General features: G+C 63.5%; 17 protein-coding genes and 1 pseudogene. 8 read left to right on the top strand and 10 right to left on the bottom strand.

The features are described from left to right. Positions 1–33 precede the first annotated feature (33 nt). The 4 genes from AABE10_RS02495 to AABE10_RS02480 all read right to left on the bottom strand — a co-directional run bounded on the left by AABE10_RS02495 (position 34) and on the right by AABE10_RS02480 (position 6656). The gene (locus AABE10_RS02495) at positions 34–3057 is read right to left on the bottom strand and encodes an FAD-binding and (Fe-S)-binding domain-containing protein (protein ID WP_342931707.1); all 3024 of its coding nucleotides are present in this window, start codon (positions 3055–3057) and stop codon (positions 34–36) included. Between the two features lie 77 nt (positions 3058–3134). Beyond that, the gene (locus AABE10_RS02490; RefSeq protein ID WP_342931706.1) at positions 3135–3884 is read right to left on the bottom strand and encodes a 2-keto-4-pentenoate hydratase; all 750 of its coding nucleotides are present in this window, start codon (positions 3882–3884) and stop codon (positions 3135–3137) included. A 17-nt stretch (positions 3885–3901) separates the two neighbouring features. Next, positions 3902–5188: an MFS transporter gene (locus AABE10_RS02485; protein ID WP_342931705.1), complete on the bottom strand. Its 1287-nt coding sequence runs from the start codon at positions 5186–5188 to the stop codon at positions 3902–3904. Between the two features lie 247 nt (positions 5189–5435). Then, a complete protein-coding gene (locus AABE10_RS02480; RefSeq protein WP_342931704.1) occupies positions 5436–6656 on the bottom strand; it encodes a pyridoxal-phosphate-dependent aminotransferase family protein in 1221 nt (406 codons plus the stop codon). Between the two features lie 142 nt (positions 6657–6798). Here AABE10_RS02480 and AABE10_RS02475 point away from each other — a divergent pair, with 142 nt between their 5' ends. Next, positions 6799–7524: a GntR family transcriptional regulator gene (locus AABE10_RS02475; protein WP_342931703.1), complete on the top strand. Its 726-nt coding sequence runs from the start codon at positions 6799–6801 to the stop codon at positions 7522–7524. A 70-nt stretch (positions 7525–7594) separates the two neighbouring features. Here the strand turns inward: AABE10_RS02475 and AABE10_RS02470 are convergent, their stop codons facing one another. The 4 genes from AABE10_RS02470 to AABE10_RS02455 form a co-directional block, all read right to left on the bottom strand. Continuing rightward, positions 7595–8938 (bottom strand): MFS transporter, encoded by a 1344-nt coding sequence (locus AABE10_RS02470; protein WP_342931702.1) that lies wholly within the window; start codon positions 8936–8938, stop codon positions 7595–7597. A gap of 94 nt (positions 8939–9032) precedes the next feature. Continuing rightward, positions 9033–9986 (bottom strand): hydroxymethylglutaryl-CoA lyase, encoded by a 954-nt coding sequence (locus AABE10_RS02465; RefSeq protein WP_342931701.1) that lies wholly within the window; start codon positions 9984–9986, stop codon positions 9033–9035. Further along, positions 9983–11176, bottom strand: a complete 1194-nt coding sequence (locus AABE10_RS02460) for a CaiB/BaiF CoA-transferase family protein (protein WP_342931700.1) — start codon at positions 11174–11176, stop codon at positions 9983–9985. The genes AABE10_RS02465 and AABE10_RS02460 overlap by 4 nt, the downstream gene beginning before the upstream one ends. Before the next feature lie 110 nt (positions 11177–11286). Next, positions 11287–12213 carry a LysR family transcriptional regulator gene (locus AABE10_RS02455; RefSeq protein ID WP_342931699.1) on the bottom strand — a complete coding sequence of 309 codons (927 nt, stop codon included), beginning with the start codon at positions 12211–12213 and terminating at the stop codon, positions 11287–11289. Between the two features lie 214 nt (positions 12214–12427). On the opposite strand from AABE10_RS02455, the gene AABE10_RS02450 reads away from it, so the two are divergent. Both AABE10_RS02450 and AABE10_RS02445 read left to right on the top strand, forming a co-directional pair. Then, entirely contained in the window at positions 12428–13387 is a 960-nt protein-coding gene (locus AABE10_RS02450; protein WP_342931698.1) for a GlxA family transcriptional regulator, read from the top strand. 51 nt (positions 13388–13438) lie between these two features. Further along, entirely contained in the window at positions 13439–14185 is a 747-nt protein-coding gene (locus tag AABE10_RS02445) for an SDR family oxidoreductase (RefSeq protein ID WP_342931697.1), read from the top strand. 263 nt (positions 14186–14448) lie between these two features. Here AABE10_RS02445 and tssE read toward each other — a convergent pair whose 3' ends face one another. Continuing rightward, positions 14449–14886, bottom strand: a complete 438-nt coding sequence (gene tssE, locus AABE10_RS02440; RefSeq protein WP_342931696.1) for a type VI secretion system baseplate subunit TssE — start codon at positions 14884–14886, stop codon at positions 14449–14451. Then, positions 14883–15563: pseudogene (locus AABE10_RS02435) on the bottom strand (AAA family ATPase); the annotation flags it as partial. The pseudogene AABE10_RS02435 and the gene tssE, both read right to left, overlap by 4 nt. A 185-nt stretch (positions 15564–15748) precedes the next feature. On the opposite strand from AABE10_RS02435, the gene AABE10_RS02430 reads away from it, so the two are divergent. The 5 genes from AABE10_RS02430 to gsiC all read left to right on the top strand — a co-directional run bounded on the left by AABE10_RS02430 (position 15749) and on the right by gsiC (position 22360). After that, on the top strand, positions 15749–16723 hold the full coding sequence (locus AABE10_RS02430) for a MurR/RpiR family transcriptional regulator (protein ID WP_342931695.1): 975 nt from the start codon (positions 15749–15751) through the stop codon (positions 16721–16723). Then, positions 16720–17718, top strand: coding sequence for an isoaspartyl peptidase/L-asparaginase (locus AABE10_RS02425; RefSeq protein WP_342931694.1), 999 nt, complete (start codon positions 16720–16722; stop codon positions 17716–17718). Before AABE10_RS02430 ends, AABE10_RS02425 begins: the two co-directional genes overlap by 4 nt. 15 nt (positions 17719–17733) lie before the next feature. Beyond that, positions 17734–19671 carry a dipeptide ABC transporter ATP-binding protein gene (locus AABE10_RS02420; protein ID WP_342931693.1) on the top strand — a complete coding sequence of 646 codons (1938 nt, stop codon included), beginning with the start codon at positions 17734–17736 and terminating at the stop codon, positions 19669–19671. 116 nt (positions 19672–19787) lie between these two features. Then, on the top strand, positions 19788–21350 hold the full coding sequence (gsiB, locus tag AABE10_RS02415) for a glutathione ABC transporter substrate-binding protein GsiB (RefSeq protein ID WP_342931692.1): 1563 nt from the start codon (positions 19788–19790) through the stop codon (positions 21348–21350). Between the two features lie 89 nt (positions 21351–21439). After that, on the top strand, positions 21440–22360 hold the full coding sequence (gene gsiC, locus AABE10_RS02410; RefSeq protein WP_342931691.1) for a glutathione ABC transporter permease GsiC: 921 nt from the start codon (positions 21440–21442) through the stop codon (positions 22358–22360). Position 22361: the final 1 nt, after the last annotated feature.

The following is a 22361-nucleotide window of genomic DNA, read 5'->3' as shown; positions in this document are numbered from 1 at the left end:
TCGAAGCGAAGGCTTGCGCGTTATTTCTGGTTTCTACCTCAACGCCCGCGCCAACACCCGCGCAACATGCAACGCCTCAACACCCGCGCCATCGTGAATCTGATGACGGCAGCTCGTCCCATCGGCGACGATCACCGTATTCGCGTCGACCTTGCGCACGGCGGGCAACAACGACAACTCGGCCATCGCCATCGATGCGTCGTAATGCTCCGCTTCATATCCGAAGCTGCCCGCCATTCCGCAGCACGACGATTCGACCGTCGATACCTTAAGCCCGGGAATCCACTTCAGCACGGTTTGCACAGGAGAAAAAGCATCGAACGCCTTCTGATGGCAATGACCATGCACGAGCGCCTGATCGACGCCACCGCCTAACGGCTTCAATTCAAGCTTCAGACGGCCGGCCTTCTGCTCGCTGACGAGAAACTCCTCGAACAACATTGCGCGCTTCGACAGACGCTCCGCTTCTTCGCCGAAGCCGTAGTGCAGAAACTCGTCACGCAACGACAGCAGACACGACGGCTCCAATCCGACGACGGACACGCCGCGCTCGACGAACGGCCTGAACGCATCGAACATTCTGCGCGCCTCGCGCTTCGCCTCGTCGACAAGACCCGCTGCGAGGAACGTGCGTCCACAGCACAGAGGACGCTCGCCTGCGCGCGTATTGAAGTGCACGGTATAGCCCGCTGCTTCGAGCACCTGTCGCGCGGCGCGCGCGTTCTCCGGTTCGATGCTGTTGTTGAACGTATCGACGAATAGCAGCACTTCTTTTTGTGCTTCTTTCGAAGCATACGAAGATGCAGCGCTCACCTTGGCATCGCTCAGAAACGGCTTGACGAAGCGCGGCAACGAACGTTGCGGCGCAAAGCCGAGCGCGCGCTTGACCGACGGCAAGTTCGCGGCGAACGCGAATACGCCGGGCATGCCGGCCGCCATCGCCGCATAACGCGGCATGAACGCGATCATCTTGTCGCGCAGGCGCAGGCCGTGCTTTTGCACCCACGCTGCGCGCGCCTCGATCTTGAACTTCGCCATGTCGATGCCCGTCGGGCAATCGCGCTTGCAGCCCTTGCACGACACGCACAGATCGAGCGTATCCTTCACGTCCTCGCTCGCGAGCCCTTCCGCGCCGAGTTGCCCCGACAATGCGAGCCGCAACGTATTCGCGCGCCCGCGCGTCACGTGCTGCTCGTCCTTCGTCACGCGATAGCTCGGACACATCGTGCCCGCATCGAACTTGCGGCAATGCCCGTTGTTGTTGCACATCTCGACGGCTTTCGCGAGGCCGCCCGCCAGATCGCTGCCCGTTCCGCGCGCCGTTTCCACGCCCGTCAGCGGATCGCGCTCGACGTTCCACGTCGACCAGTCGAGCGCGGGCGTCAACGGATGCACCTTGTATCCGGGTGCAAAGCGGAAGTTGCGCGCGTCGTCCATCTTCGGCGGACGCACGATTTTGTCCGGATTCATCCGGTTGTCGGGATCGAAAAGCGCCTTGATCTCGCTGAACGCCTGATTGATGCGCGGACCGTATTGCCACGCAACCCATTCGCCGCGACACAGTCCATCGCCATGTTCGCCCGAATACGCGCCCTTGTATTCGCGCACCAGAGCGGCCGCCTCTTCCGCGATCGCGCGCATCTTCTTCGCGCCGTCGCGGCGCATGTCGAGAATGGGCCGCACGTGCAGCGTGCCGACGCTCGCATGCGCGTACCACGTCCCCTCCGTGCCGTTGCGATGAAACACGTCCGTAAGCCGGCTCGTGTATTCGGCGAGATGTTCGAGCGGCACTGCGCAATCTTCGATGAACGATACGGGCTTGCCATCGCCCTTCATGCTCATCATGATGTTCAGGCCTGCCTTGCGCACTTCCCACAGCGCTTTTTGTTCGGCGGCGTCGGGCATCTGCACGACGGAATCGGGCAAGCCGAGATCGGCCATCAGCTCCGTCAACTGCTTGAGCGACGCGAGCTGCGCATCGAGATCATCGCCGGCGAACTCGACGAGCAGAATCGCTTCCGGCCTGCCGACCAGTGCTTTTTCGATCACCGGCCGGAACGAAGGATTGCTCATCGCGAGATCGATCATCGTGCGATCGACCAGTTCGACGGCAACGGGCTTGAGCTTCACGATGTGCTGCGTGAGGTCCATCGCCTGCCAGAACGTCGGGAAGTTCACGACGCCCAGCGTCTTGTGCGTGGGCAATGGCGCGAGCTTCAGCGTCAACTGTCGGCTGAACGCGAGCGTGCCCTCCGAGCCGACGAGCAGATGCGCGAGATTTGCAAAGCCATCGTCTGTGTAGGCGCGTGGATTCTGACAATCGAACAGATCGATGTTGTAGCCCGCGACGCGCCGCAACACCTTCGGCACCTGCGCGACGATCTCATCGCGCTCGCGCAGCGCAATCGCCTTCACGCCTTCGAGAATCTGCTGCAAACGCGTGCCCTGCGGCCCGCTGCGCAGCGAAGCGAAGTGCGCTTGCGTGCCGTCCGCGAGAATCGCGTCGATCGCTTCGACGTTGTGGACCATGTTGCCGTATTCGATCGAGCGCGAACCGCACGAGTTGTTGCCCGCCATTCCGCCGATCGTGCACTGCGCCGCCGTCGACACATCGACAGGAAACCACAGGCCATGCGGCTTCAGCCATGCATTCAGATGATCGAGCACGATGCCGGGCTCGACCGTCACAGTGCGCCTGTCCTTGTCGAAGTCGATGACCTGATTCAGCCACTTGCTCGTATCGACGACGAGCGCCTCGCCCACTGTCTGTCCGCACTGGCTCGACCCCGCGCCGCGCGCGAGCAGCGGCACGTGCTCGCTGCGCGCGATGTCCAGCGCGACGCGCAGATCGTCCTGATCGCGCGGCACGACGACACCGATCGGCGTGATCTGATAGATCGATGCATCCGTCGAATAACGGCCACGGCTTGCGGCATCGAACAGCACGTCGCCGCGCAGTTCCTTGCGCAGCCGGTTCGCAAGCGGCGTCCCCATGCGCGCCGACGAAGGCACGAGATGGATCGGTTTGACGAGCAGAGTGGAGTTGGCGTTCGACATGTGCTTCGGCCTGTGAGATGCCTCGACGGCGCGGCTGATAGGCGGATGGGCGATAGGCGAGCCCTGAAAAAGCGCGACTATTCGAGCGTGACGCTCACGGGCGCAAGCCCTTCGATGTTTCCGTGCGCGGTGCCCGCTTCTTGTGGGAAGAACATGCCCGTAAAAGAGCCCGTTGTCACGACCATGTCGGGCGTCACGGCAATGCCGCGATGCTGCGTGCAGTGATTGACGAGCCACGTCAGCAGACGACGCGGATCGCCGCACGGATTCGACGGCGCCGCCTTCACGACGTCGCGCCCTTCGAACGTGAAAGCAAGCGAGGGCGCGACGAACGGAAAATCGCGTCGATACTTCGTGAACTCACCGACGATCAACGCGCCGTGATTCTGCAAGTCCGCAAGTTGCGCGAGCTTGTCGACGTTGGGCCACGCCTCGAAGCGGCTCGCGACGATTTCGATCGTAGCCGCCATCGAATCGATTGCGCCGAGCACATCCGTTTCATGATACGCGTGCGCAGCCGGCTCGAAGCGCCGGTTGAAGCGGAACGCAATTTCCAGTTCGAGACCGAGCGGCTTGTAGTGAGCACGCGGCAGACGCGTGCCGTCGACGTGCAGATCGGTCGATGGCAGAGGCGCGCCCTGAATCGCGCCATCGGCGGATTTCGCGCCGATTTTCCAGCCGCCGATGCGCGCGCCGCGTGACGCCAGCAGCTCGTGCTGGATCGCGTAAGCGGCGCTTGCGTCGGCGGGAATCAGTTCGGTCGGGAGCGACGCGAGCGTCGTGTGATCGGCGCGCGCGTCGGCAAGTTGTCGGCTCAGCATGTTCATTCGGACGTTAGCAAGATTCACGCATTGAAGCGCGTGGCAGGTTGTGCGCTCGGCTCTGCGCCGACTGCGAAACGGCTTTCCGGTTGCATGCGGAACGCGAGCACGACGCCGATCGCCATCAGCAGCATGCTGCCCACGAAAGGCAGTTCCCAGTTGCCGAACGAATCGATCAGATAGCCTGACAGCACGGGCGAAATGATCGCCGCGAGCGCCGAGCCCGTGTTCATCATGCCGCTCGCGGTGCCCGAGTGTTCCGGCGCGATGTCCATCGGAATGGCCCACATTGGCCCGATCGTCATCTCGGCGAAGAAGAAGCCCGACGACAGGCACATCATCGACACATACACGTTGTGCGTGAACATCAACGGCACCAGCGATGCAAGCGTGAGCAGCATACAGATCGACACCATCCAGCTGCGTGCGCGCCTGAGACTGCCCGTGCGCTCGAAGAGCTTGTCGGTGACGATGCCGCCCAGCGTATCGCCGATCACGCCCGCGAAGAACACCGCCGAAGCGAACACGGCCGACTTCTTCAGATCGAGGTGATAGCTATGCAGGAAGTACTGCGGAATCCAGCTCAAGAACAGCCACAACGTCCAGCCATAGCAGAAGTACACGATGGTGACGGGCGCCATGCGCTTGAAGAGCGCGTTCCACGGCACATTTGCGGTCTTGGCCTTCGGCGCGGGCAACACGTCGAGTTCCGCCTGCGTGATGCGGCGATGTTCTTTCGGATGCTCGGTGAACGTCAGTGCCCACACGACGACCCACAGCAAGCTGAACGCGCCGCAGATATAGAAAGATTCGCGCCAGCCCCACGTCGTCATCACGAGCACGATCACGCCGGGCGCGATCGCATTGCCGATGCGCGCCGCCGAGTGCGTGATGCCCTGCGCGAAGCCGCGTTTTTCTTTCGCGACCCAGCGCGACATCGCAGCCGTCGCGGCAGGAAACGTCGCGCCTTCGCCGAAGCCGAGCAGCACGCGCGCGCAGAGCAGCGAAGCCAGGCCGCCCGCGAAGCCCGTCAACAGGGTCGCGACGGCCCAGATCGCGCCGCATGCGATCAGCGTGCGCTTCGCGCCGAAGCGATCGCTGACCCATCCGCCAATAATCTGGAACACCAGATACGGATAAGCAAAGGCCGAGAAGACGAGGCCGACTTCCGTATGCGAAAGATGAAACTCCTTGCCGAAGCCCGCAGCCGCCGTGCTGACGTTGACGCGGTCAAGGTAGGTGATGAAGTACATGATGCATAGCATCAGTAGAACGATACTGGTCGCACTGGTCACACGAAACCGCTTCATCGTCTGTCTCCGTTGCTTGTGACGGCGCGTTCGCGCGGGCTGTTCAGCCGTGGTGCCGCGCGAGCCGCCGTCTGCGTGGTCTGCCGTTTGCGTTGATCGCGTCTGTGGTGCTGTTCGCTTGTGTGCTTCTTTCTTGTTGTTGCGCATTGCGCTGACGAGGCGCGCGGGGTTGCTCGTTATCGCCATCGTCATCGAACGAAGGAAGCGCTGTTATCCGCTTCCTTCATCGCTGATGTTTATCGGCGGATCACGCGGCCGCCTTGAGTTTCGGCGCGTTCGGCTGCGACATCAGAAATTCCATCGCAGCGGGCAGTCCGCTCGCGGCGATGTGCACGCCCGCGAGTTGCAGGCCCATTTCGACGCCCGCGAGCGTGGCCATCAGCGTGAGGTCGTTGCAGTCGCCCAGATGACCGATGCGGAACATGCGCCCTTTCATCTTGCCGAGACCTGTTCCGAGCGACATGTCGAAGCGTTCGTAGATGACCTTGCGCACGGCATCTGCATCGATGCCGTCCGGCATCATCACGCCCGTCAGCACGGGGCTATAGACGGACGGATCGACGCATTGAATCTCGAGGCCCCACGCGCGCACTGCGCGGCGGCATGCTTCGGCGAGACGGTCGTGACGCGCGAACACGTTGTCGAGTCCTTCGCCAAGAATCATGTCGAGCGCTTCCGAAAGCCCGTACAGCAGGTTCGTGTTCGGCGTGTACGGCCAGTAGCCGCTTTTGTTCATTTCGATGATTTCGGCCCAGTCCCAGAACGCGCGCGGCAGCTTCGCGTGCTTGCCTGCGTCGATTGCCTTCTGCGACACCGCGTTGAAGCTGATGCCTGGCGGCAGCATCAAGCCCTTCTGCGAACCGGACACGGTCACGTCCACACCCCATTCGTCGTGGCGATAGTCGGCGCACGCGAGGCCCGAGATCGTATCGACGAGCAGCAGCGCCGGATGGCCCGCGGCATCGATCGCGCGGCGCACGGCCGCGATATCGGACGTGACGCCCGTCGACGTCTCGTTGTGAACGACGCACACGGCCTTGATCGCGTGCTGCGTGTCTTCGCGCAGACGCGCTTCGATCATCTGCGGCTGCACGCCGCGCCGCCAGCCTTCGATGCCGGGCAGGCCCAGAAACTCCGGCCTCAGCCCGAGGTTGTCGGCCATCTTTTTCCAAAGCGTCGCGAAGTGGCCCGTCTCGAACATCAGCACGTGATCGCCGGGGCTCAGCGTGTTCGACAGCGCAGCCTCCCACGCCCCCGTGCCCGACGCCGGATAGATCACGACGGGCTGCTGCGTCTTGAAGATCTTCTTGATGCCTTCGAGCACTTTCAGGCCGAGCGCGCCGAACTCCGGACCGCGATGGTCGATGGTCGGATAGCTCATCGCCCGCAGGATGCGGTCGGGCACCGGGCTAGGACCCGGAATCTGCAAGAAGTGGCGGCCTGCGGGATGAAAGTCGAGCTTCAGCATCGGTCGATCTCCTCGATTGAATTTTGCATGCAAAAAACTATAGCAACGGATCGCCATCGTCCCAAGGCAGTGTTTACCCGCATATTTCCTCGGAAAGACTTGCATGCTTTAAAATTGACGCATATCGCTTGAGGATTTTTGCATGCAAAATTCGGACATTGACGCAGGCCTGACACCGCCTCCCCTGATGCCGAAGGTCGAACGCCAGCGTCTGCACGACACGGTGGTCGAACACATCCGGCGCTTCATCGTCGAAGGCGTGCTCGAGCCGGGCAAGAAGCTGAACGAACGCGAGTTGTGCGAGACGCTCGGCATTTCGCGCACGCCGCTGCGCGAGGCGCTGAAGGTGCTCGCGGCGGAAGGGCTGATCGACATCGAGCCGAATCGCGGCGCGTCGGTGTCGAAGATGTCGGAAGCGGAGATCCGCGAGACGTTCGAGCTGATGAGCGGGCTCGAGGCGTTTTCCGGCGAGCTGGCCGCCGAGCGCATGACGGCTGCCGAACTGGCCGACATCAAGGCACTGCACTATGCGATGCTCGCGTGCCGCACGCAAAACGATCTGGCCGGCTACTACAGCCGCAATCAGGCGATTCACGACAAGATCAACGAGGCTGCGCGCAATTCGGCGCTGCGTCACACGTATGTCGCGGTGAACCGCAGGTTGCAGGCGTTGCGGTTTCGCTCGAACTTTCAGACCCCGAAGTGGGACCGCGCGATTCACGATCACGATGAAATGCTGAAGGCGCTGGAGGCGCGCGACGGCAAGCGTCTGAGCACGATATTGCGGCAGCATCTGCTGGACAAGCGCGATGCCGTGTTGCAGATACAGTCGCGAGAGGATGCGGCGGCGGGGAAGTTGAGGGCTTGATTTGAAGGCGTGAAATGAAAAACGCACGGCGGATTGCCGTGCGTTTTTTTACCATCGGATCATAAAACCATCATCCGTTTCCCCGCCCCGTATGATCCCTCTGCCGCAGCGACTGCGGCAGACCATACAGAACGATCAACGCGCAGACCAGGCTCAACGCGCCGATCACATACAACGCCGGGGTCGTGCTTCCCGTCACGTCGCGCACGCGACCGACCATCACCGGGCTCACGATTCCGCCCAACTGTCCCAGCGTATTGATCAGCGCGATGCCGCCCGCGGCGCCCGCGCCCGTCACGAGCTTCGGCGGCAGCGCCCAGAAAGCAGGAATCGAAGCGATCACGCCCGCGCCGAGCACGGCGAGCGCCACCACGAGCATCACGGTCTGCTTGTCGAAGAAGCCAGCGGCAAAGAATCCGACAGCCGCCGTCACCAGCAACGCGCTCACGAACTTGCGGCGCTCGCCCGACGCATCCGACATCCGCCCCACCACCACCATGCAGATAGCGCCGCAGATATACGGCACGGCTGTCAGCAGACCGATAATCGTCGGGTTTTGCGTGCCGGCGCTGCGGATCAGATGCGGTGCCCAGAAATTGAGGCCATAAGACGCGATCTGAATCAGAAAATAGACGAGCCCCAGCGTGAGAAACCCAGGCGTGCGAATCGCGCCGAGCAGCGAGTGACCGTGCGCCGTCGGCTGCGCCTGCTGCGCGACCTGAGCCGACAGATACGTCTTCTCGGTGGGCGACAGCCAGCCTGCATCGTCGATGCGATCCTTCAGCAGCTTCAGCACAAGAATGCCGAGCACGACGCACGGCAAGCCGCCCAGCATGAAAAGCCAATGCCAGCCACGAATGCCGAACACGCCGTCCATCTGCCCGAGCACGAGGCCTGAAATCGGCGCGCCGACCAGACCCGAAAACGCCGATGCCAGAAACAGCAGCGACGTGATACGTCCTCGATAGCTCGCCGGAAACCACAGCGTCAGATAGTAGAGCACGCCAGGCGCAAAGCCCGCTTCCATCGCGCCGATCACGAAGCGCAGTCCATAGAACTGCCATTCGTTCGTGACGAAGACCATTGCCGCCGTCGCGAGACCCCATGAAATCATGATCCGCGCGATCCACTTGCGCGCGCCGACCTTATACAGAAGCATGTTGCTCGGCACTTCAAAAAGCACATAGCCGATCACGAAGAGACTCGCGCCAAGGCCATACGCGGTATCGGAAAAGCCGAGATCGCTTTGCAGCTGGAACTTCGCGAAGCTGATGTTGATGCGGTCGAAGAATGCGAACAGGTAGCAGATCATGATGAGCGGCATCAACCGCCACGCTACCTTTTTGATGATGTCGGCGGTCGCCGATAGCTTGTCGTCGTGACCGTTCGCCGACACTGCGTCTGTTGTACTCATGTTTTGTCTCCTGTGGGACTGAGTTAGCGCTTAAGTGCCTTGACCCCGTCCCGCGTGCATGTTTGTTGTCGAAGTAAACGAAATTGAAAATGCTTCAGATAGCGCGCACGTAATCGGGCACGGGATGCACGTCGCAATTGCGGCCTGCCTTCATCAGTTGCCCCGGCACGTCGTGACCGAGCAGCGCGGGCAACGTGCGCGACAACGCGATCAACTTCTGCAAGTCGATGCCCGTCGGAATGCCCATTTCGTCGCACATGTTGACGAGATCTTCCGTGCAGATGTTGCCCGATGCGCCCGGCGCGAACGGACATCCGCCAAGGCCGCCGAGCGCCGCGTCGAAACGGCGCGCGCCCGCTTCATACGCGGCCAGCACGTTCGCGAGACCAAGGCCGCGCGTGTTGTGAAAGTGCAGCGTGAGCGCGTCGGCAGGCACGCGTTGCAGCACGCGCTTGACGAGCCGCGCGACCTGACGCGGGTTCGCCATGCCCGTCGTATCGGCGAGCGTGATGCCGTTGATGCCCATTTCGCGGTAGGTGTCGACGATCGACACCACGCGGTCTTCGTCGATCGCGCCTTCGAACGGGCAACCGAATGCCGTCGCGACCGTCGCGTTCAGCGATAGGGGGAAATGCTTCGCGAGCCGCACGATATCGCCGAACGCATCGAGCGACGCTTCGCAGCTCATGCGCATGTTCGCGCGATTGTGCGTCTGGCTCGCGGACATCACGAGGTTCAGTTCGTCGGCGCGTGCATTGAGCGCGCGCTCGGCGCCCTTCACGTTGGGCACGAGCGCCACGAAGACCACGCCTTCGCGTCGCTGGATCTGCGTGAAAACCGCTTCGCCGTCGCGCAGCGCGGGAATCGCTTTCGGCGAAACGAACGAGCCGGCCTCGATGCGTGTGAAGCCCGCCGTCGACAGCTGATCGATCAGCGCGATCTTGTCGGCCGTCTCGACCCACGTCGGCTCGATCTGCAAGCCATCGCGCGGCGCGACTTCCTGCACGATCAGCTTGTCGAATCGCATGTTGTCGTCATCGAAGTTCATTGCACGGCTCCTTCGCGGCGCAGCCGCTCGATTTCACTTTGTTCGTAGCCCAGATCGGCCAGCACGCTCGACGTGTGCTCACCGAGCGCGGGACCTTGCCAGCGCACTTCGCCCGGCGTCTCGGACAGCTTCGGCACGATGCCCGGCATCTTCACCGACGCGCCGCCCGGCAAGTCGGCCTTCAGCAACATCTCGCGTGCCTGATAGTGCGGATCGGCGACGATGTCGGCCACGGAATAGATGCGGCCCGACGGCACTTCCGCGCTTTCGAGCGCGGCCAGCACGTCGTCGATCGAATGATGCGAGGTCCACGCAGTGATCGCGGCATCGAGCATCGCGGTTTGCGCGACGCGGCCATCGTTGCGCGCGAGCGCGGGATCGTCCGCGAGATCGGGGCGGCCGATCACATGCATCAGCCGCTTGAAGATGGGATCGCTATTGCCCGCGATCACGACGAAGCCGCCGTCTTCCGTGCGATACGTGTTCGACGGCGCAATGCCCGGCAGCGCGCCGCCGCTGCGCTCGCGCACATGGCCGAGCAGATCGAATTCGGGCACGAGGCTTTCCATCAGGTTGAACACGCTCTCGACGAGCGACACGTCCACCACCTGTCCGTCGCCCTGCCCCGTCTTCACGCGCAGCACCGACATCAGCGCGCCGATCACGCCATGCAGCGACGCGAGCGAATCGCCGAGGCTCACGCCGACGCGCGCCGGTGCGCCATCGACATCGCCCGTCGTATAGCGGATGCCGCCCATCGCTTCGCCGATCGCGCCAAAGCCCGGACGATCGCGATACGGGCCTGTCTGACCGTAGCCGGAAATGCGGACCATCGTGAGTTTCGGATTGATTGCGTGCAGCACATCCCAGCCGAGGCCGAGCTTTTCGAGCGCGCCGGGACGCAGATTTTCGATGACGATGTCGGCGTCGGCGACGAGACGCTTGACGACGTCGGCACCTTCCGCCGACTTGAGATTCACGCAGATCGACTTCTTGTTGCGCGATTGCAGATACCACCAGAGCGACGTGCCCTCATGCAGCTTGCGCCATTTGCGCAGCGGATCGCCCGTTTCGGGTGCTTCGATCTTGATGACTTCCGCGCCAAACTCGGCGAGCAGCCGCGCGGCGAACGGCGCCGCGATCAGCGTGCCGATTTCGACGACGCGGATACCCTGCAACGGACCACTCATGATGCTGTCTCCAATGTGAATTCATGTTGGAGACAAGGTTAGAAGCGCGGCCGCCGCAGCGTCCAGCCGCATTTCGCCAACGACCTTTCGCGGTTCGCGAACGCTCCGCGCTAGGCGTTGCTGGACAAGGCTTCGACGGAACGCAGATGGTCAAACAGGAGCTTCGCGACAGGCGAAAGATGCGCCGCGTCGCGCGTGACGATGATGAGATCGCGCTCGGCCCAGTCGTCTTCGAGCGCGACGCTGACGAGGCCCAAAGGCCGCCCCATGATGCGGTAAACGTTGGTCGGCAACACGCCGACACCCATTCCCGCCTGGATCATCCGGCACACGGCGTCGAAGCCCGGCACGTGGATGCGCAGCCTGAGCGGCTTGCCCGCCTGGCGCGCGGCCATATGCGTGCGCGCGTTGATCGAACTGGCCGAATGCAGGCCGACATGATCGCTGTCGAGCGTTTCCGCGAACGCAACGCTCGTGCGTTCCGCGAGCGGGTGATCGTCGCGCATCACGACGCACAGCGCGTCGTGCCGGTAGTGCGTCGCTTCGAGGCCGCGCGCGTCCGCTTCACCGGAACAGATGCCGAGATCGGCGAGACTGTCCGCGACCGCTTCGACGACGCCGCCGCTCGGCCGCTCTTCGAGATCGATCTTCACGAGGTCGTTGACGGCGAGAAAAGCGCGCAAATCTTCAGGCAGGAATTCGACGATCGCCGAGAGGTTCGCCATCATCCGCACATAGCCGCGCACGCCGCTCGCGTGGCCCGCGAGTTCGATGCCGATATTCTCGATGCCGCGCATCACACGGCGCGCGTGATGCAGCAGCGTTTCGCCTGCGGGCGTGAGCGTCATGCCGCGCGCGTTGCGCTGAAAGAGCGTCGCGCCGACGGCCTGCTCGAGTTCGAGCAGACGCTTGCTGGCAGCGGATACGGCGATGGCCTCGCGTTCGGCGGCGCGCGTCAGCGTGCCTTCCTCATAGACGGCGATGAAGAGCTGCAAGGTCGTGAGGTCGAGGCGGCGGTGGAGGTTCTTCAGGGCCATGGCGAATACGATCACGCGCAGTATCGGGACTGCAATGCGTGATATTGTGCCGCGAATCGTGCCGTGACCCGCTCCGAACGCTCCCGGTGGATACATATCCGCGTATTCGCGATACGACGCGATGCGATGCGCGGCGTGGCTGCCTGCGTCGGCCTCAAAAGCGGATTTGCTATCCTGTGCGCTCTCTTCAACGCGTTGCCTGCGAGGTCATCGAATGCCGAGCGTCGCCATAGCGATCTTTCCGGGCGTCCAGGCGCTGGATGTCGCCGGCCCCGTCGATGTCTTCTCCGAAGCGAACGGTTTCATCGCCGGCAACGACCGTTATGAAGTGACACTGCTCGCCGCCGACAGCAAGCCGCTGCGCGCATCGAACGGCATCACGTTCATCGCCGACGAAACGTTCGACCGGAAGCGCTCACCCTTCGATCTCGCGCTGATCGCCGGCGGTCCTGCGTTGCCGGAGTGCGCGCCCGATCCGCGCCTGACGGACTGGCTCGCGAACGTCGCATCGCAATGCAGGCGCTATGGCTCGATCTGCACGGGCGCGTTCGCGTTGGGCCATGCGGGTCTGCTCGATGAGCGCAACGTCACGACGCACTGGCAGCACGCACAGCAACTCGCGACGCAATTCCCGAAAGCGCGTGTCGACTTCGATCGCATTTATCTGCGCGACGACCGGCTCGTGACGTCGGCGGGCGTGACGGCGGGCATCGATCTCGCGCTTGCGCTCGTCGCCGAGGACCACGGCCCGCAGACCGCGCTGAAAGTGGCGAAGCGCCTCGTCGTGTTCTCGCAGCGGCAAGGCGGGCAATCGCAGTTCAGCCCTTACCTCACCGCGCCCGCCGACGAAACCTCGCCCGTCGCAAAGGTGCAGGCGCACGTGATGGCGAACATCCGCGACAACTTCACGGTCAAGCAGCTGGCCGGCGTCGCGGGGATGAGCGCGCGCAATTTCGCGCGGATCTTCGTCCAGGATACGGGCGTGACGCCGCATGAGTTCGTCGAACGCGCGCGGATGGACGCGGCGCGCAAGCTGCTGGAAAGCAGCGGCGCGGCGCTCAAGACCATTGCGTATGATTGCGGCTTCGGCACGGCCGATCGCATGCGCATCGTGTTCACGAAGCGTATTGGCGCGACGCCGAAGCAATACCGAGAGCGCTTCCGGCAAGAGTGAGTGCTGCGTGAGAAAATGTCCGGTACATCAACGGCTCTTTAGAACCTCGACATGAACGCTACCACTTCCGTTCGCGCCATCGTCACCGGTCATACGCGCGGCCTCGGCGCGGCGCTCGCCGAACAGCTGCTCGCGCAAGGCATCGCTGTGCTCGGCATTTCGCGCTCGCGCAATGACGCGCTCATCGGGCGGCAAAGTTTCGAACAGGTCGAAGTCGATCTGTCGAATGCGGAACGCCTCACGCAATTCCTCTCCGGCGACACGTTGCGCAACTTCCTGAAAGGCGCGCAAACCGTGTTGCTGTTCAACAATGCGGGCATGGTGCAACCGATCGGTCCCGTCGAAGGGCAGGACGTCGCGACGATCGCGCAAGCCGTCACGCTGAATGTGTCCGCGCCGTTGATGCTGGCGAGCGCGTTCGCAGCCGCAAGTCCCGATGCCGGCGACCGGCGGATCGTCCACATTTCCAGCGGCGCCGCGCGTCATCCGTACTCGGGGTGGAGCATCTACTGTGCGACGAAGTCCGCGCTCGATCATCACGCACGCTCCGTCGCGCTCGACGAGAACCGGGCGCTGCGCATTTGCAGCGTCGCGCCGGGTGTCGTCGATACGAACATGCAGGCGGAAATTCGCAGCACAGGGATGGACAAGTTCCCGATGCGCGAGAAGTTCGAGGAACTGAAGCGCAGCGGCAAACTGTCGACGCCGGAAGAGTCGGCGGCCAAACTGATCGGCTACGCGTTGAGCGATACGTTCGGCGCCGTGGCGACTGCGGACGTGCGAGAGCTGCCGCAGTAAGCGTGCAGTCGCGTAGCGCAGAAGCGAAGTCCCGAAAAGCCTCACCTTTGCGTGAGGCACGCATGATCGGGGACATCATGAACTGCCCCATTACGGACTCGACGGTCGTCAGAAGAACGCGAAATTGCCGGGAAATACGGGCTTTTTCATGCATTCTTCGTAGCGGCTATTCTGCTTGACGTGCGTGAAAAGCGCCCCGGAAGGCTCACTCCCGAATATCCTCACCTTAAAACATCCGGACCGTGATACGCAAGTCGGAAAGCTCAGTAGCGGTCGACGTCACGGTTCAGCATTTTCAGCCGCGTGCGTCCGTCCGGCGTGAAGTGCGTGCCGAAACGCACGAGCCCTTCCCTGCGCAAATGACACGCCATCGTGAAACTCAGCAGCATGCCCGGCGCGGTCTCGTCGATGCTGATCTCGATGGCGGACAGGCGCGGTTCGTATTTGAGCAGCGTGGCCTCGACCTCACGCCTGAGTTTGTGCGCCGACGCCGGCAAGTGCCGGTATATCTCGGACAGATCGTCGAGCCCGTAATCAGGCAGATGAGCGAGCCCATTGCGGCGGCTGTTCAGGATCCGATGGATGTTGTCCTGCACGGACAGAAACGTCTGCGTATGCGCATCGAACTCATCGATGGCGACGCCATTCGCGAAATGTCCCGTCAACATCTCGAAGAGCCCGGGGCCGCTGCCTCCGCTCATACGGGTGCCTCGACTTCGAGCTGCGCTTCTTCGAAATCGACGGTCACGCCGTCCGTGTCGCTGCACGACAACCGTATGCGGTTCGGCAATCTGCCCTTCGCCGAGCGCAGCAGCAATTCGCGCGAAAGCACGGGCAGAATCTGCTGATCGAGCAGGCTGTCGATATTGCGCGCGCCCGAATCCGGCGTCTGACACGCGCGCACCAGTTCATCGATCAACGTATCGTCGCAGGCGAGCGAGACGTCGAAGCGCCTTGCAATTCGTTGCGCGACGTTGTCGAGCTTCATTCGAACGATGGTCGCGAGCGCCGCCGCAGACAGCGGCCGGTAGATCACCGTCTGGAAACGCGCGAGCAACGCCGGCTGGAAGTGTTCGAGCAACGCCGGCCGAACCGTTTCCATCAGCATCGCATCGCTGACGGGTTCACCGCCCGAATCCGATGGTGTTTCGATAGCGGGTTCATCGTCGGTTGCTCGCGCGCGCTCGTCGGTGGCCTCTTTTGCCATGTCCGTCGCGGCCATGATCTGGTCGCTCGCCAGATTCGACGTCATCAGAATCACCGTGTTGCGAAAATCGATGACGCGTCCTTCGCCGTCGCGCATGAAGCCTCGGTCGAACACCTGATAGAACAGGTTCAGCACATCGCGGTGCGCCTTCTCCACTTCGTCCAGCAGGATCTTCCAGAAACACCTCAAGGGCCGATCGCCCTGCAAAACCTCCCAAAGACGACAAACACCCAGGTGGCCCACACGCTCGCTTCCTTCGTGAAAACCCCTACCCGCTGTGAAAATTTATTTTCTCCGTATACATTCGATGTAAATTTACTTACATTGCCGTTCACGCACACAACCTGCACCATCCGATGCCCCGTCACCCGACGCTGTCCGCCGCCCCCGAGCCCGCCATCGCCGCCCGCATCACGGCCGCGATGCCGATCCTCACGCCCGTCCACCGGCGCATGGGCGAGTTCGTGCTGGCCAATCAGTTCCGCGCGGCAACAATGCGTATCGACGAACTGGCGACAGCCGTCGGCGCGTCCGTCGCGACGGCGAACCGCTTCTCGCGCGCGCTCGGTTTCGACGGCTATCCGGCGTTTCGCGAGGCGCTCGTGCGCGGCTTCGAAGCAACGCTCGCGCCCGTCGAACGCTTGCGCTCCGCGCAGGAGTCGCGGACCAAGGGCGATGAGCTCTTCAGCGCATCGCTGGAGCAAGCCGCCACGAATCTCGGCACGACGCGCAACGCGATCGACAGCGCAGCCGCCGAAGCCGCCGTCGAAGCGATCATCGGCGCGCGGCGCGTGTTTATCCTCGGCTCGGGCGCGAGCGCCTTTCTCGCGAGCCTGATGGAGCACAACCTGCTGCCGTATCACGACAACGTGCAGTCGCTCGCGCTGATCGGCGGGCCGACACACGCGGCGCGCCGCCTCTTCAACGCGCGCAGCGGCGATCTGGTGATCGCGATTGCGTTCCCGCGCTACGTCGACGACACGATCGAGCTCGCGCGCCGCGCCGCCGGCCTCGGCGCCGACGTGCTCGCGTTGACGGACGGCCCGGCGTCGCCGCTCGCGGCGCTGGCCACGCGCTCGCTCTTCATCCGCGCGGAGCGGCGTCTTGCCGCGACGTCCGAAGCGACCGTGCTCGCGGTGATCGAAGCGCTGTGCGATGCCGTCGCGTATCGCGCGAAACGTTCGGCGCAGGCCGCCGCCGACATGACGGAGTTCGTGCTGCCCTGGCTCACCGAAACGTCCGCGATGCAGGCGACCACGAAGACGATCACGCGGACAAATACGCGGCCGACCCCGCGACCAACCTCCAACCGAGCGAAGAAAAAGCAATGACGTCGAAAGCGGTAATCGCGATTCATGGCGGCGCAGGCACGATCGTGCGCGCGTCGATGGCCCCCGATGCGGAAGCCCGCTATCACGCCGAGTTGCGCGCCGTGCTCGCCGCTGCGCAGCGCGTGCTCGCCGACGGCGGCAGCGCGCTCGACGCCGTCACGCAAGCCGTGCGGCTGCTCGAAGACTGCCCGCTCTTCAACGCCGGGCACGGCGCTGTGTTCACATCGGCGGGCACGCATGAACTCGACGCATCGATCATGGACGGCCGCACGCTGGAAGCGGGCGCCGTGTCGTGCGTGAAGCGCGTGCGCAATCCCATCGTCGCCGCGCGTCACGTGCTCGAATACAGCGAGCACGTGATGTTCACGGCCGAAGGCGCGGAAGCGTTCGCGCAAGCCCAGGGCCTCGAATTCGTCGACCCGTCGTACTTTCACACCGACGCGCGCTATCGTCAGTGGCAACTCGCACGCGAGCACCAGCGCGCGATGCTCGACCACGACGGCGCGACGCTCGACGCGCAAACGCCAGCGGCGCAATCCAAAGACGATGCGCTGCCGCATGAGCCCATCGATCCGAACCGGAAATTCGGCACGGTCGGCGCAGTCGCCGCGGATCTGTACGGCCACGTCGCGGCCGCGACGTCGACGGGCGGCATCACGAACAAGCAGTTGGGCCGCGTCGGCGACGCACCGCTGATCGGCGCGGGCTGCTATGCCGACGACGCCACCTGCGCCGTGTCGACCACGGGCTCGGGCGAAATGTTCATGCGCATGGTCGCCGCCTACGACGTCGCCGCGCAGATGGCTTATCGCGGCGTCTCGCTGGAAGAAGCGGCGAACGATGTCGTGATGAACCGCTTGCCGCGCATCGACGGACGCGGCGGCCTGATCGCCGTCGATGCGCGCGGCAACGTCGTATTGCCGTTCAACACGGAAGGCATGTATCGCGGCTATGCGCGCGTCGGCGAAGCGCCCGTCACCGCCATCTACCGCTAGACGCAACATCGCCGCATGCCTTCATTGCCACAGACGCCAGGAGAAATCATCGTGACGAACACGCCGAAACAGTCACGTCCGCTCGATAGCCTGCCGCCGCAACGTGTCGTCGATATCGACCGACTGACGGTCTCGTTCCGTCGCGGCGAAAGTACGTTCGACGCAGTGCGCGACCTGTCGCTCACCGTCGATCGCGGCGAGACGCTCGCGATCGTCGGCGAATCGGGTTCGGGCAAATCGGTGACGTCGCTCGCGCTGATGCGGCTCGTCGAACATGGCGGCGGGCGCATCGCGAACGGCAGCATCGCGTTCCGCCGCCGCAACGGCAGCGTGCTCGATCTCGCGCAAGCCTCGCAAGCGACGATGCGCGGCGTTCGCGGCGCAGACATCGCGATGATCTTCCAGGAGCCGATGACGTCGCTCAATCCTGTATTCACGGTGGGCGATCAGATCGGCGAAGCGATCGCGCTGCATCAGAACATGAGCCGCAGCGACGCGGGCGCGGAAACGCTGCGTCTGCTCGATCTCGTGCGCATTCCCGAGGCGCGCCGCGTGGCCGCGCGTTATCCGCATCAACTGTCGGGCGGCATGCGGCAGCGCGTGATGATCGCGATGGCGCTGTCGTGCAAGCCGTCGCTGCTGATCGCCGACGAGCCGACCACCGCGCTCGACGTGACGATCCAGGCGCAAATCCTCCAGTTGATACGCGGCCTGCAGGACGAGATGAACATGGGCGTGATCTTCATCACGCACGACATGGGCGTCGTCGCCGAAGTCGCGGACCGCGTGCTCGTGATGTATCGCGGCGAGAAGGTGGAAGAAGGCGAATCGGGCGCGCTGTTCGCCGCGCCCGCGCATCCCTATACGAGAGCGCTGCTCGCGGCCGTGCCGAAGCTCGGCTCGATGCAGGGCACGAACGCGCCCGCAAAGTTTCCGTTGCTCGCGCTCGATGGCGAGCACGCGCAGCCGTCGCGCGAAGCACACGCCGCGCAAGCCGAAACCACGCCAACGCAGACCGCGCAGCCGATTCTCCGCGTGCGCGATCTCGTCACGCGCTTTCCCGTGCGCAGCGGCCTGTTCGGCAAGCTGACGGGCCGCGTGCATGCCGTCGAGCGCGTCAGCTTCGACCTGCGTGCGGGCGAAACGCTCGCGCTCGTCGGCGAATCGGGTTGCGGCAAATCGACGACGGGCCGCTCGCTGCTGCGTCTCGTCGAAAGCCAGAGCGGCAGCATCGAGTTCGACGGCAACGACATCAGCTCGCTCAGCGGTCCTTCGTTGCAGACATTGCGGCGCGATATCCAGTTCATCTTCCAGGACCCGTTCGCATCGCTCAATCCGCGCTTGACGGTCGGCTTCTCGATCATGGAGCCGCTGCTCGTGCACAACGTCGCGAGCGGCAAGGCGGCGCAGGAGCGCGTCGCGTGGCTGCTCGACAAGGTCGGCCTGCCCGCCGATGCCGCGCGCCGTTATCCGCATGAATTCTCCGGCGGCCAGCGTCAGCGCATCGCGATTGCGCGCGCGCTCGCGCTCAAGCCGAAAGTCGTGATCGCGGACGAATCGGTGTCGGCGCTCGATGTTTCGGTGCAGGCGCAGATCGTCAATCTGATGCTGGATCTGCAACGCGAACTCGGCGTCGCATATCTGTTCATCTCGCACGACATGGCCGTCGTCGAGCGCATCAGTCATCGCGTCGCGGTGATGTATCTCGGGCAGATCGTCGAGATCGGCCCGCGCCGCGCGGTGTTCGAATCGCCACAGCATCCGTACACGAAGAAGCTGATGGGCGCCGTGCCCGTCGCCGATCCGGCGCGCCGTCACGCGAAGCGCATGCTCGCCGCCGACGAACTGCCGAGCCCGATTCGCACGCTCGACGACGAACCCGTCGTCGCGCCGCTCGTCGCCGTCGGGCCTGATCATTTCGTGGCCGCGCATCGGATCGGCGGCGCTTACTAGCTTACTGATCGAGCATGCAACCGAGGCCGATCACGCATTACCGGCAGCACACAGAAGCCGCGCGGACCAGCGGCATGACAACAAGCAGTTCCTTTGCTCAGTGGAGTTCAGAACCGATGACTACGCCTTCGATGTTTCAACCGTTGCGCCTGCGTTCGCTCGTGACGAGCGGCGCGCTGGTCTTTGCGATGCTCGCGTCCGGTGCCGCCCATGCGGCGCAGACGGCCGTGATGGCCGTCGACTCGACGTTCACGACGCTCGATCCGTACGACGCGAACGACACGCTCTCGCAAGCTGTTTCGAAGTCCTTCTACCAGGGCCTGTTCGGCTTCGACAAGGACATGAAGCTCGTCAACGTGCTCGCGACGAGCTACGAAGCCAGCCCGGATGCGCGCGTCTACACGTTCAAGCTGCGCCAGGGCGTGAAGTTCCAGGACGGCACCGACTTCAACGCGGCCGCCGTGAAGGCCACGTTCGACCGCATCACCGATCCGGCGAACAAGCTCAAGCGCTACAACATGTTCAGCCGGATCGAAAAGACGGAAGTCGTCGATCCGTACACGGTGAAGGTCACGCTGAAGGCGCCGTTCTCGGCGTTCGTCAACGTGCTCGCGCATCCGTCGGCCGTGATGATGTCTCCCGAAGCGATCAAGAAATACGGCAAGGACATCGCGTTCCATCCTGTCGGCACGGGTCCGTTCGAGCTGGTGAAGTGGGAACCCGCCGGCGATCTGACCGTGAAGAAGTTCGCTGGCTACTGGAAGAAGGGCTATCCGAAGATCGACGAAATCGACTGGAAGCCCGTCGTCGACAACAACACGCGCGCCGCGCTCGTGCGCACGGGCGAAGCGGACTTCGCGTTCCGCATTCCGTTCGAACAGGCCGCGACGCTGCAATCGAGCCCGAAGGTCGACATCATCGCGACGCCGTCGATCATCAACCGCTACGTCAGCCTGAACACGACCAAAAAGCCGTTCGATAACCCAAAGGTGCGCGAAGCGCTCAACTACGCGATCAACAAGGAAGCGCTCGCGAAGGTCGCATTCTCTGGTTATGCGGTGCCCGCCGACGGTGTGATTCCCGAAGGCGTCGACTACGCGACGAAGCTCGGCCCGTGGCCGTATGACCCGGCAAAAGCGCGCGCGCTGCTGAAGGAAGCGGGCTATCCGAACGGCTTCGAAACGACGCTCTGGTCGGCATACAACAACTCGACGTCGCAGAAGACGATCCAGTTCGTGCAGCAACAGCTCGCGCAAGTCGGCGTGAAGGCAAGCGTCGAGGCGCTCGAAGCGGGCCAGCGCGTCGCGAAGGTGGAAAGCGCGCAAGATCCGGCGACGGCGCCCGTGCGCATGTATTACATCGGCTGGTCGTCGTCGACGGGCGAAGCGGATTGGGGCATCACGCCGCTGCTCGCGTCGTCGTCGTTCCCGCCGAAGCTCGTCAACACGGCTTACTACAAGAACGATACCGTCGACAGCGATCTGTCGAAGGCACTCGAAACGACGGACCGCACGCAGAAGGCCGCGCTCTACGGCGACGCGCAAAAGCGCATCTGGACCGACGCGCCGTGGATCTTCCTCGTCAAGGAGAAGATCGTCTATGCGCGCAGCAAGCGCCTGTCGGGCGCATATGTCGCGCCGGACGGCTCGTTCAACTTCGATGAAATCGCCGTGAAGTAAGCGCGCGCAACGCGGGTCCCGAAGCGCGCGTTTCGGGGCCCGTGTTTTCGCTTCACGCCGCGCATGCTCTTCGATAGCGGATCGCTCTCATGCTGAATTTTCTTGTCAAACGCCTGCTGGGCCTGCTGCCGACGCTCTTGATCGTCGCCGGCCTCGTGTTCCTGTTCGTGCACCTGCTGCCCGGCGATCCCGCGCGGCTCGCGGCCGGCCCGGAAGCCGACGATGCGACGGTCGCGCTTGTGCGCGCCGATCTCGGCCTCGACAAGCCGATGCCGCAGCAGTTCGTGAACTTCTTCGTGCGCATCGCGCATGGCGACTTCGGCACGTCGACGCGCAGCAAGCGTCCCGTTGCCGCGGAGATCGGCGAGCGCTTCATGCCGACGCTGATGCTCACGCTCGTCAGCATGGTGTGGGCCGTGATCTTCGGCATGGCGATCGGCATCGTGTCGGCAGTGTGGCGCAACAAGTGGCCCGACAGGCTCGGCATGACGCTCGCCGTGTCGGGCATTTCGTTCCCCGCGTTCGCGTTCGGCATGCTGCTGATGGAAGTGTTCTCGGTGCAGCTCGGCTGGCTGCCCATCGTCGGCGACGGTTCGTGGCGCAGCTACGTATTGCCGTCGATCACGCTCGGCGCGGCCGTCGCCGCCGTGATGGCGCGCTTCACGCGCGCATCGTTCGTCGAGGTGCTGAACGAAGACTATGTGCGCACCGCGCGCGCGAAAGGCGTTGCGGAGCAATGGGTCGTCGTCAAGCACTGCCTTCGCAACGCGATGATTCCCGTCGTCACGATGATGGGCTTGCAGTTCGGCTTTCTGCTCGGCGGCTCGATCGTCGTCGAAGTGGTGTTCAACTGGCCGGGCATGGGACGCCTGCTGGTGGACGCTGTCGCGATGCGCGACTATCCCGTGATTCAGGCCGAAGTGCTGCTGTTCTCGCTGGAATTCATCGTCATCAATCTGGTCGTGGACGTGCTGTATGCCGTCATCAATCCGACCATCCGTTTCAAGTGAG

The sequence above is a fragment of the Paraburkholderia diazotrophica genome (assembly GCF_038900755.1).
Taxonomy (GTDB): domain Bacteria; phylum Pseudomonadota; class Gammaproteobacteria; order Burkholderiales; family Burkholderiaceae; genus Paraburkholderia; species Paraburkholderia diazotrophica_A.
This window is presented reverse-complemented; position numbering and strand designations above follow the sequence as displayed.

Excerpts from the sequence above, each read along its gene's own strand:
- AABE10_RS02495 (WP_342931707.1), bottom strand. The coding sequence starts at position 3,057 with ATGTCGAACGCCAACTCCACTCTGCTCGTCAAACCGATCCATCTCGTG.
- AABE10_RS02490 (WP_342931706.1), bottom strand. The coding sequence starts at position 3,884 with ATGAACATGCTGAGCCGACAACTTGCCGACGCGCGCGCCGATCACACG.
- AABE10_RS02485 (WP_342931705.1), bottom strand. The coding sequence starts at position 5,188 with ATGAAGCGGTTTCGTGTGACCAGTGCGACCAGTATCGTTCTACTGATG.
- AABE10_RS02480 (WP_342931704.1), bottom strand. The coding sequence starts at position 6,656 with ATGCTGAAGCTCGACTTTCATCCCGCAGGCCGCCACTTCTTGCAGATT.
- AABE10_RS02475 (WP_342931703.1), top strand. The coding sequence starts at position 6,799 with ATGCAAAATTCGGACATTGACGCAGGCCTGACACCGCCTCCCCTGATG.
- AABE10_RS02470 (WP_342931702.1), bottom strand. The coding sequence starts at position 8,938 with ATGAGTACAACAGACGCAGTGTCGGCGAACGGTCACGACGACAAGCTA.
- AABE10_RS02465 (WP_342931701.1), bottom strand. The coding sequence starts at position 9,986 with ATGAACTTCGATGACGACAACATGCGATTCGACAAGCTGATCGTGCAG.
- AABE10_RS02460 (WP_342931700.1), bottom strand. The coding sequence starts at position 11,176 with ATGAGTGGTCCGTTGCAGGGTATCCGCGTCGTCGAAATCGGCACGCTG.
- AABE10_RS02455 (WP_342931699.1), bottom strand. The coding sequence starts at position 12,213 with ATGGCCCTGAAGAACCTCCACCGCCGCCTCGACCTCACGACCTTGCAG.
- AABE10_RS02450 (WP_342931698.1), top strand. The coding sequence starts at position 12,428 with ATGCCGAGCGTCGCCATAGCGATCTTTCCGGGCGTCCAGGCGCTGGAT.
- AABE10_RS02445 (WP_342931697.1), top strand. The coding sequence starts at position 13,439 with ATGAACGCTACCACTTCCGTTCGCGCCATCGTCACCGGTCATACGCGC.
- tssE (WP_342931696.1), bottom strand. The coding sequence starts at position 14,886 with ATGAGCGGAGGCAGCGGCCCCGGGCTCTTCGAGATGTTGACGGGACAT.
- AABE10_RS02430 (WP_342931695.1), top strand. The coding sequence starts at position 15,749 with ATGCCCCGTCACCCGACGCTGTCCGCCGCCCCCGAGCCCGCCATCGCC.
- AABE10_RS02425 (WP_342931694.1), top strand. The coding sequence starts at position 16,720 with ATGACGTCGAAAGCGGTAATCGCGATTCATGGCGGCGCAGGCACGATC.
- AABE10_RS02420 (WP_342931693.1), top strand. The coding sequence starts at position 17,734 with ATGCCTTCATTGCCACAGACGCCAGGAGAAATCATCGTGACGAACACG.
- gsiB (WP_342931692.1), top strand. The coding sequence starts at position 19,788 with ATGACTACGCCTTCGATGTTTCAACCGTTGCGCCTGCGTTCGCTCGTG.
- gsiC (WP_342931691.1), top strand. The coding sequence starts at position 21,440 with ATGCTGAATTTTCTTGTCAAACGCCTGCTGGGCCTGCTGCCGACGCTC.